This is a genomic window from Isoptericola croceus, assembly GCF_029382255.1.
Classification (GTDB): Bacteria; Actinomycetota; Actinomycetes; order Actinomycetales; family Cellulomonadaceae; genus Isoptericola; species Isoptericola croceus.
On the sequence record NZ_JARLLG010000010.1, the window covers coordinates 134,497 to 143,048 of the forward strand.

The 8,552-nt window shown below is 70.2% G+C and carries 4 protein-coding genes; 3 read left to right on the forward strand and 1 reads right to left on the reverse strand.

All coding sequences use genetic code 11. The annotated features are described in order from the left end of the window. The first annotated feature begins 50 nt into the window (after nucleotides 1–50). The 3 genes from PZC42_RS18010 to PZC42_RS18020 all read left to right on the forward strand — a co-directional run bounded on the left by PZC42_RS18010 (nucleotide 51) and on the right by PZC42_RS18020 (nucleotide 7,507). Nucleotides 51–5,627: a ThuA domain-containing protein gene (locus tag PZC42_RS18010; protein ID WP_277213009.1), complete on the forward strand. Its 5,577-nt coding sequence runs from the start codon at nucleotides 51–53 to the stop codon at nucleotides 5,625–5,627. A gap of 238 nt (nucleotides 5,628–5,865) precedes the next feature. Beyond that, a complete protein-coding gene (locus PZC42_RS18015) occupies nucleotides 5,866–6,465 on the forward strand; it encodes a hypothetical protein (RefSeq protein WP_277213011.1) in 600 nt (199 codons plus the stop codon). A gap of 43 nt (nucleotides 6,466–6,508) precedes the next feature. Then, nucleotides 6,509–7,507: a sugar phosphate isomerase/epimerase family protein gene (locus PZC42_RS18020; RefSeq protein WP_277213012.1), complete on the forward strand. Its 999-nt coding sequence runs from the start codon at nucleotides 6,509–6,511 to the stop codon at nucleotides 7,505–7,507. Between the two features lie 45 nt (nucleotides 7,508–7,552). Here PZC42_RS18020 and PZC42_RS18025 read toward each other — a convergent pair whose 3' ends face one another. Continuing rightward, the gene (locus PZC42_RS18025; protein ID WP_277213014.1) at nucleotides 7,553–8,125 is read right to left on the reverse strand and encodes a GNAT family N-acetyltransferase; all 573 of its coding nucleotides are present in this window, start codon (nucleotides 8,123–8,125) and stop codon (nucleotides 7,553–7,555) included. Between the last annotated feature and the right edge of the window lie 427 nt (nucleotides 8,126–8,552).

The following is an 8,552-nucleotide window of genomic DNA, read 5'->3' on the forward strand; positions in this document are numbered from 1 at the left end:
CGCGTGGTCTCGGAGCGCAGCACCACTGACCTACCCCGAAGGAGATCTTGGTGATCCACGTGCTCTCGCGCAGACCGCGCGCAGCGGCCCGACTCGTCGCGTCCGCCGCCGCAGCGGCGGTCTGCCTACCCCTCGTGCTGGCGACCGCGGCGAACGCCGCAGAACCGGCCCCCGCGGTCGAAGCCGCCGACGTCGACGTCGACGCTGCGGCACAGACCGACCCGTTCGACGTCCTCGTCTTCTCCAAGACGGCGGGCTTCCGTCACGGTTCCATCCCCGCCGGCATCGCCGCGATCGAGCAGCTGGGCGTGGAGAACGGTTTCTCGGTGGACGCCACCGAGGACGCCGAAGCGTTCACCGACGAGAACCTCGAGCAGTACGAGGCCGTCGTCTGGCTGTCCACCACCGGCGACGTGCTCAATGCTGAGCAGCAGGAGGCGTTCGAGCGGTACATCGGCAACGGTGGCGGCTATGCCGGTGTCCACGCCGCCTCCGACACCGAGTACGACTGGCCCTGGTACGGCGAGCTCGTCGGCGCCTACTTCGCCTCCCACCCGCCGAACCAGGACGCGACCATCAAGGTCGAGGACCACGTCCACCCGTCGACGGACCACCTGCCCGAGCGCTGGGAACGGTACGACGAGTGGTACAACTTCCGCAGCAGCCCGCGGGACGACGTGCACGTCCTGGCATCCCTCGACGAGTCCACCTACCAGGTCGGCAGCGGTGCCATGGGGGCCGACCACCCGATCGCCTGGTGCCACGAGGTCGACGGCGGTCGGTCCTGGTACACCGGTGGCGGCCACACCGACGAGTCGTTCGCCGAGCCGGAGTTCCTGGAGCACCTGCTCGGGGGCATCCGCACCGCCGCCGGTGTCGTCGACTCCGACTGCACCGCCACGCAGAGCGACAGCTTCGAGATGGTGCCGCTCGACGAGAGCACCGCGAACCCGATGATGCTGGACGTCGCACCTGACGGCACGGTCTTCTACGTCGAGCGGGACGGACGGCTGCGGGTCATCGACCCTGACACCAACGTGACCTCGACAGCGATGACCCTCGACGTCACGCAGTCCAACGAGGACGGTCTGACCGGCGTCGTGCTGGACCCCGACTTCGCGGAGAACGGGTGGTTGTACCTGTTCTGGTCACCTCGGGTCGTGGGTGACCAGGGGCCGCACAACCGTGTGTCGCGCTTCGACGTCGACCTCACGACAGGGACGGCCGACCCGGCGAGCGAGGAGACGGTGCTCGTCATCCCCACCCAGCGCGAGACCTGCTGCCACGCGGGTGGTGACATGGTCTTCGACGCCGAGGGCAACCTGTTCGTCGCCACGGGGGACAACACCAACCCGTTCGAGTCGCAGGGCTTCACCCCGACCGACGAGCGCAGCGGCCGGCACAACTACGACGCGCAGCGCACGTCGGCCAACAGCAACGACCTGCGGGGCAAGATTCTGCGGATCACCCCGCAGCCGGACGGCAGCTACACCGTCCCCGACGGCAACATGTTCGACGCGGGCACGCCGGACACGCTGCCGGAGATCTACGCGATGGGCTTCCGCAACCCCTTCCGGATCGGTGTGGACCCGGCGACGGGCAACGTCCACGTGGCCGACTACGGTCCGGACGCGGGCAACGCCAACCCCAACCGCGGCCCTGCCGGGACCGTCGAGTGGAACGTGGTGAGCGAACCGGGGTTCTACGGGTGGCCGTACTGCACCGGCCCGAACGAGGACTTCCGTGACTACAACTTCGCCACGGGCCAGTCGGGTGCAGCGTTCAGCTGTGCCGACGGTCCGGTCAACGACTCGCCGAACAACACGGGCATCGAGCAGCTGCCCCCGGCGATCGGTGCCGAGCTCTGGTACGGGTACTCCGCCAACCCGCTGTTCCCGGAGATCGGCGGCGGCGGCGCACCGATGGGCGGCGCCGTGTACGAGTTCGACCCCGACCTCGACTCGGACGTCAAGTGGCCCGCGTACTGGGACGGCAAGGCGTTCTTCGGCGAGTGGAACCAGGGACGGATGTACTCGTTCCAGCTCACCGGTGACCAGCGCGACGACATCGTCAACATCAACCGGGTCCTGCCCGGGATCCTGGACCCGTCCGAGGGTTTCAACCGTCCGATGGACTTCGACTTCGGACCTGACGGTGCGCTCTACGTGATCGACTGGGGTGCCGGGTTCGGCGGGAACAACGACACCTCTGGCATATACAAGATCAACTACGTCAAGGGCAATCCCGCGCCCATCGCGCGGGCCTCGGCCGACGTGACCTCCGGTGCGGCTCCGCTGACGGTGCAGTTCTCCTCCGAGGGCACCCGGCACCCGGGCGGCGGGGAGTACACGCTGCAGTGGTCGTTCGGCGACGGGTCCGAGCCCAGCTCGGAGGCGAACCCGACGCACACCTACACCGAGAACGGCGCCTACACGGCGCAGCTCGTCGTCACGGACACGGCCGGTCAGGTCGGCGTGGCGAACGTGTCGATCGTGGTGGGCAACGAGGCGCCGAGCATCTCGATCACGTTCCCGGAGAACGGAGGGTTCTTCGAGTGGGGTGACCAGGTCCTCTACGAGATCGAGGTCACCGACCCGGACGGCGAGGTCGACTGCGGCGACGTCACGTTGTTCACATCGCTCGGCCACGACTCGCACGCGCACCCGTTCGACGAGCTCGAGGGTTGTACCGGCTCGTTCCAGACCGCACGGGACGAGGGCCATGGCATCGACGCGAACATCTTCTGGGTGATCGAGGCGACGTACTCGGACGACGGCGGCGAGGTCGGCGTGCCGCTCACGGCCAACGACCTGCAGGTTCTCCAGCCGAAGCTGCTGCAGTCGGAGTTCTACACCTCGACCGGTCGGCTCGAGGGATCCACGAGCGCCGGCGACCCCGGTGTCGTGGTCGAGACGACGGCCGACACCGCCGGCGGCGGTCAGAACATCGGCTACATCGAGCCGGACGACTGGTGGGCGCACGAGCCCATCAGCCTGGCGTCCGTCGACGGGGTCTCGCTGCGTGCGGCGTCGCCCAACGGCGGGCTGGTCTCGGTCCGCTGGGACGCCCCGGACGGCCCGGAGATCGGCAGCATCGAGGTTCCCGCGACCGGTGACTGGCAGGTCTACACCCTGGCGGGGACCGAGCTGTCCGACGTCCCGTCGGGCTCGGGCACGCTGTACTTCGTGCTCGTCTCCGGCCAGGCGAACGTGAACTGGATGGAGATCGACGGCCGGGGCGTGACGGACAACGTCCGGCCCGACGTCGAGCTCACCGTGGAGCCGACCTCCGGCACCGCACCGCTCGACGTCGTCGCGACGGTCGTCGCCAGCGACCCCGACGAGACGCCGGGTGATCTCGAGATCGCCTGGGACGCCGGGTTCGGGGACGGGTTCGACGTCGGTGGCGAGACCTTCGAGGTCACCTACGACGAACCGGGCTCCTACCGGCTGCAGGTACGCGTCACCGATGGAGGGGGCGCCTATGCGGTCCAGTACGCCACGATCAAGGTCGACCGGTCGTCGTCCGAGCCGGGTCTGTGCTTCACCGGCCGGTCCGACGACTTCCTCGGGGACGAGCTCGACCCCGCCCGCTGGGACGTCCTGAACCGAGACCAGGGGCTGCAGGTGGCGGACGGCCACCTGACGCTCCCCGCCACGCGCAGCGACTTCTACGGGACGAACAACGAGGACGTCCCCAACCTGGTGCTCCAGGACCTACCGGACGGGCCGTTCACCGCGACCGCGAAGGTGTCGGTCGAGGCGAACGCCCAGTACCAGCAGGCAGGCCTGCTGATCTGGGACGGTCCGGACGACTACGCCAAGATGGTGATCCAGGGCAGGTCGGCACCGGCGGACCCGGCCACGCGGATCTTCCAGTTCATCCGTGAGCAGGGAGGGGACCCCCAGGAGGTCGGCGCCTCGAACACCGCGGCGCTCGGGGCGGCCTACCCGTCCACGGTCTACGTGCGGCTGGCGAGCTCGGACGGGAGCGACCTGAACGCGTCGTACTCGGCCGACGGCGTCACCTTCACCGAGATGCCGCAGACCAAGTCACTCGACGGGCTGGACGACCCGCAGGTGGGTCTGTTCGCGCTCGCCGGCTCGGGGACCCAGGCGGACATCGTGTCGGCGGAGTTCGACTGGTTCCACATCGTCCCGGACGACACGGCGTCGACCCCGGGACCGGACGACGAGTTCGAGGGCGACACCCTGGACACGTGCCGGTGGGAGGTCGTGCGTGAGGACCCCTCGGGCTACCGGGTGACCGGTGGCGCGCTGGAGATCGACACGACCGCCACGGACATCTACGGCACGGACAACAGCGACGTGCCGAACATCGTGGTCCAGGACCAGCCGGGAGACTCCTGGACGGTCCAGACCTTGGTCGACGGGTCCGCGCTGGACGAGCAGTACCAGCAGGCCGGGCTGATCGTCTACGGCGACGACGACGAGTACGTCAAGTTCGACTACGTCGTCGACAACGCGCCGGGCGCTGCGGTCACTCGACGGCTCGAGCTGCGCAGCGAGGTCGGCGGCTCTGTCCAGAACCCGCAGCCCGGTGCGGACAACCTCGACTCCGGGACGTGGTGGCTGCGGCTGACCCGGGACGGGGACACGTTCACCGGGGCCTACTCGGCGGACGGCGAGGAGTGGTCGGCGCTCGGGCAGGCGGTCACGCACGCCGGCCTGGACGACGCCCGCGTCGGTCTGTTCGCGCTCGGCGGGCCGCAGACGGCGTCCAAGACCGCGTCGTTCGACCACTTCCGGGTGCTCGGCGACTCGGCACCGCTGTCGGTGACGGGATCGATCGATCCTGCCGAGCCGGACGGTCCGGACGGGGCCTGGCTCGGTCCGGTGACGGTCACGGTCGAGACAGACGGCGGCCCCGAGGGGGCCACCGTGTACCGCGAGGTCAACGTGGACGGCGGCGGCTGGGCGGAGTACACCGCCCCGGTCGTGGTGTCGGCCCCGGGTGACCACGCGGTGCAGATCAGGGCGTCTGCGGGCGGCGAGGAGGTCGTCGGCGAGACCGTCACCTTCACGATCGCCGAGCCGGTCGGGGGCGGGACGGCCACGCCGGCCGTCACGGTCACCCAGGCGACGTGCGACGCGGGCGGCTCGATCGTCGCTGACGACGTCGAGGGTCTGCGGTACGTGATCCGGCCCGTGACCGACGACGGCGTAGGCGCGGTCGTGAGCGACCCGTCCGACCTGGCTCCGGGCACCTACCGGGTGGCGGCGCGGCCGGCCGACGGCTACGTCGTCGAGCCGGAGGGCAACTGGCGGGTGAACGCCAGCGGCATCGGCGTGCTCGTGGTGACCGTCGACGAGCCCGAGTGTCCGGTCGCCGGGTCGCCGGCGGTCGTGGTGACACAGCCGCAGTGCGGCGCGCCCGGCAGCATCGTCGGGGTGCCGATGGACACCGTGCGTGCCTACGACCTGCACCACTGGGCCGACGGCAAGCGCGGTCGCAAGGCCGACGGATCGGCCCTGACGCCGGGCACCTACCAGGTGACGGTGACGCCAGGGCCGCGGGTCGACCTCGAGCTGACCGGGGACTGGGAGGAGTCCACCGGACGCCGCGCCACCCTGCTCGTCACTCTGGAGGAGGTGGCGTGCGGGTGAACTGATCCCGGTGCCGCGAGGCATCGGGCGCTGTGGACGGACCCGCGCGCAACTCGCAGGTATCCCTGGCCCGGGACCTGCGGGGTGCGGGTCCGTCCCGGCAGGCCGGCCCTGAGGGCCGGTGCCTCGGCACAGGACGGGTGCGCTCCGGTCCTGTGCCGAGGCTTCCGCACCGGTGGCGGCCAGACCCGGGCCGCTCGACGATCACGAGGACGTAGCAGGAATGAGGAGAACCGACATGGAGCAGAGGGTCGCGATCGCCCCGACGGCTGCACCGCGGACATGGTGGGGGTGGCTGCTGGCCGTGGGACTGCTGGCCACCGCCCTGGTCGTAGCGCCGGTGCCTGCCTCGGCGCACGGGGGAGACGTGGCTGCGGAGATCGGCACCGACGGTGCCGGCGGCGTCACCGTGCTCCTCACCTGGAAGAACGACGGCCATCCCGTCGAGGAGTCCGCCGAGGTGGTCGTGACGGGTCGGTCGAGCGAGGGCGACGAGGTCGGTCCGCTGACGCTCGTCTCCGCGTCGTCCGGCGTCGGCTGGTACAGGTCCGAGCCCGGCGAGCTGGCGCCCGGCCACTGGAACCTCGAGGCCGAGGTGACCGGGCCGGACGAGATGTCGGCCTCGGCGTCCGTGGACGTCCTCCCACCGCCGAGCGACGAACCGGTGGCCGGCGATCCCGAGCCGGCCGGCGCGGGTCCGGCGCAGGCTGACGCCGCCGGTGCCCCGGTCTCGCCGGGTGAGGACTCGACGAGCCGTGGATGGCTCGTCGCCGCCCTCATGGTGGGGGCTGCGGCCGCCACCGTCCTGATCCTCCGTGCGCGCCGCGCACGGAACTGACACCGGCCCGACGTCGTCGGGCCCCATCCGAGAGGAGCCGAACATGGCACGACCGATCAGTCTCTTTACCGGTCAGTGGGCCGACCTGCCGCTGGAGGAGGTCGCGACGCTGGCCGCCGGGTGGGGCTACGACGGCCTCGAGCTGGCGTGCTGGGGGGACCACCTGGACGTCTCACGCTGGGACGACGCGGAGTACGTCCAGGGCCAGCTCGACCTGATGGCCCGTCACGGCCTGAAGATCGTCGCGATCTCCAACCACCTCACGGGCCAGGCGGTCTGCGACGACCCGATCGACCGTCGCCACGAGGAGATCCTCTCCCCGGAGGTCTGGGGAGACGGGGATCCCGAGGGTGTGCGGCAGCGTGCCGCCGAGGCGATGAAGGACACGGCGCGCATGGCGGCGAAGCTCGGCGTCGGGACGGTGGTCGGTTTCACGGGGTCGTCGATCTGGAAGACGGTGGCGATGTTCCCGCCTGTCCCTGCGGACATGGTCGAGGCGGGGTACCAGGACTTCGCGGACCGATGGAACCCGATCCTCGACGTCTTCGAAGAGGTCGGTGTGCGGTTCGCCCTCGAGGTGCATCCCAGCGAGATCGCCTACGACTACTGGACGGCGCAGCGCACGCTCGAGGCGATCGGGCACCGGGAGTCCTTCGGCCTGAACTGGGACCCGAGCCACATGGTCTGGCAGGACCTGGACCCGGTCGGGTTCTTGTGGGACTTCGCCGACCGGATCTATCACGTGCACTGCAAGGACACGAAGAAGCGCCTGAACGGGCGCAACGGGCGGCTCTCCTCCCACCTGGCGTGGGCGGACCCGCGGCGCGGCTGGGACTTCATCTCCACGGGCCACGGGGACGTGCCGTGGGAGGACGCGTTCCGCATGCTCAACGCGATCGGCTACGACGGCCCGCTCTCCGTGGAGTGGGAGGACGCCGGCATGGACCGCCTGATCGGGGCGCCGGAGGCGTTGAAGTTCGTGCGCCGGCTCGCCTTCGACGCACCCGAGGCGGCCTTCGACGCCGCGTTCTCCTCGCGGTGAGCCGGGCGTAGGCAGGGGAGCCTGGGCTGCGACGGACGGTGCGAGCTACTCGTCAGGGGTCGTCGTGGGGGAGTGCAGCATGACGACGTCGTCATGCTGCACCCCGCCGACGTCGTAGGTGCGGTGGCCGACGACGTCGAACCCGTGCCGACGGTAGAAGGCCTGGGCGCGAGCGTTCTCACCGTTGGTCCCGAGCCAGAACGCTCGGCCGGGAGCGAGGTCGTGTGCCTCGTCGATCGCGGCCTGGACCATCCGGCCGGCCGTGCCCGCCCCGAGATGGTCCGGGCGCACATAGATCTTGGACAGCTCCACGTACGGACCCGGCCCGACGGCGGAGCGCAGCGTGGCGAGCTCCTCGGCCCCCGTCGGCTCGCCCCGGATCAGGAGCGTGTAGCCCACGATGCTGCCGGCGCTGTCGGCGACGAGCAGCACGTGCTCGGTCGACGTGGCCCAGGCTGCAAAGTGGTCGGGTGTCAGGTTGCTGGCGACGTGCGCTGCCATGGTGTGGACCGGGGTGCCCGGCGGGCACGCGAGGGGAAAGGTCAGGGCGGCCAACCAGGCAACCTCGGGAGCCTCGGTGGCACGGGCCGGGCGGACGACGACGGAGGGTTCGGTCACGCCGCCGAACCTAGCGCGCACCCGACCGACGTTGCAGCGGGAGCGTCGCGCCGTGGGCCTGACCTGCGTCGACGCCCGGAGGCGGAGTGTGCCCCGGGTCACTGCGACCGGAGTTGGCGCAACGCCTGCGGGCGTGTAATGTTCTCGAAGTCAGCCCGACAGGGAACGGACACCGTGAGGTGGCCGCCGGGGCTGAAACTCTCATCGGAACGGCTTTCGGTGCTTCGTGCGCTGTGGGCCGAGAACGTGAGGGGTCTTGCTGCGATCGTGGCCCGGACGAACTGCTCAAGCGGTTTGGACAGGGCGCAGCGATTCGGGTAAGGTTGAAGGGTTGCCCCGGACGGGGTCGGGATGGTTGTCCTGGTCTTGGATGGTGTGCGTCGGTTGTTTGAGAACTCAACAGTGTGCTTGATAGTCAATGCCAAAT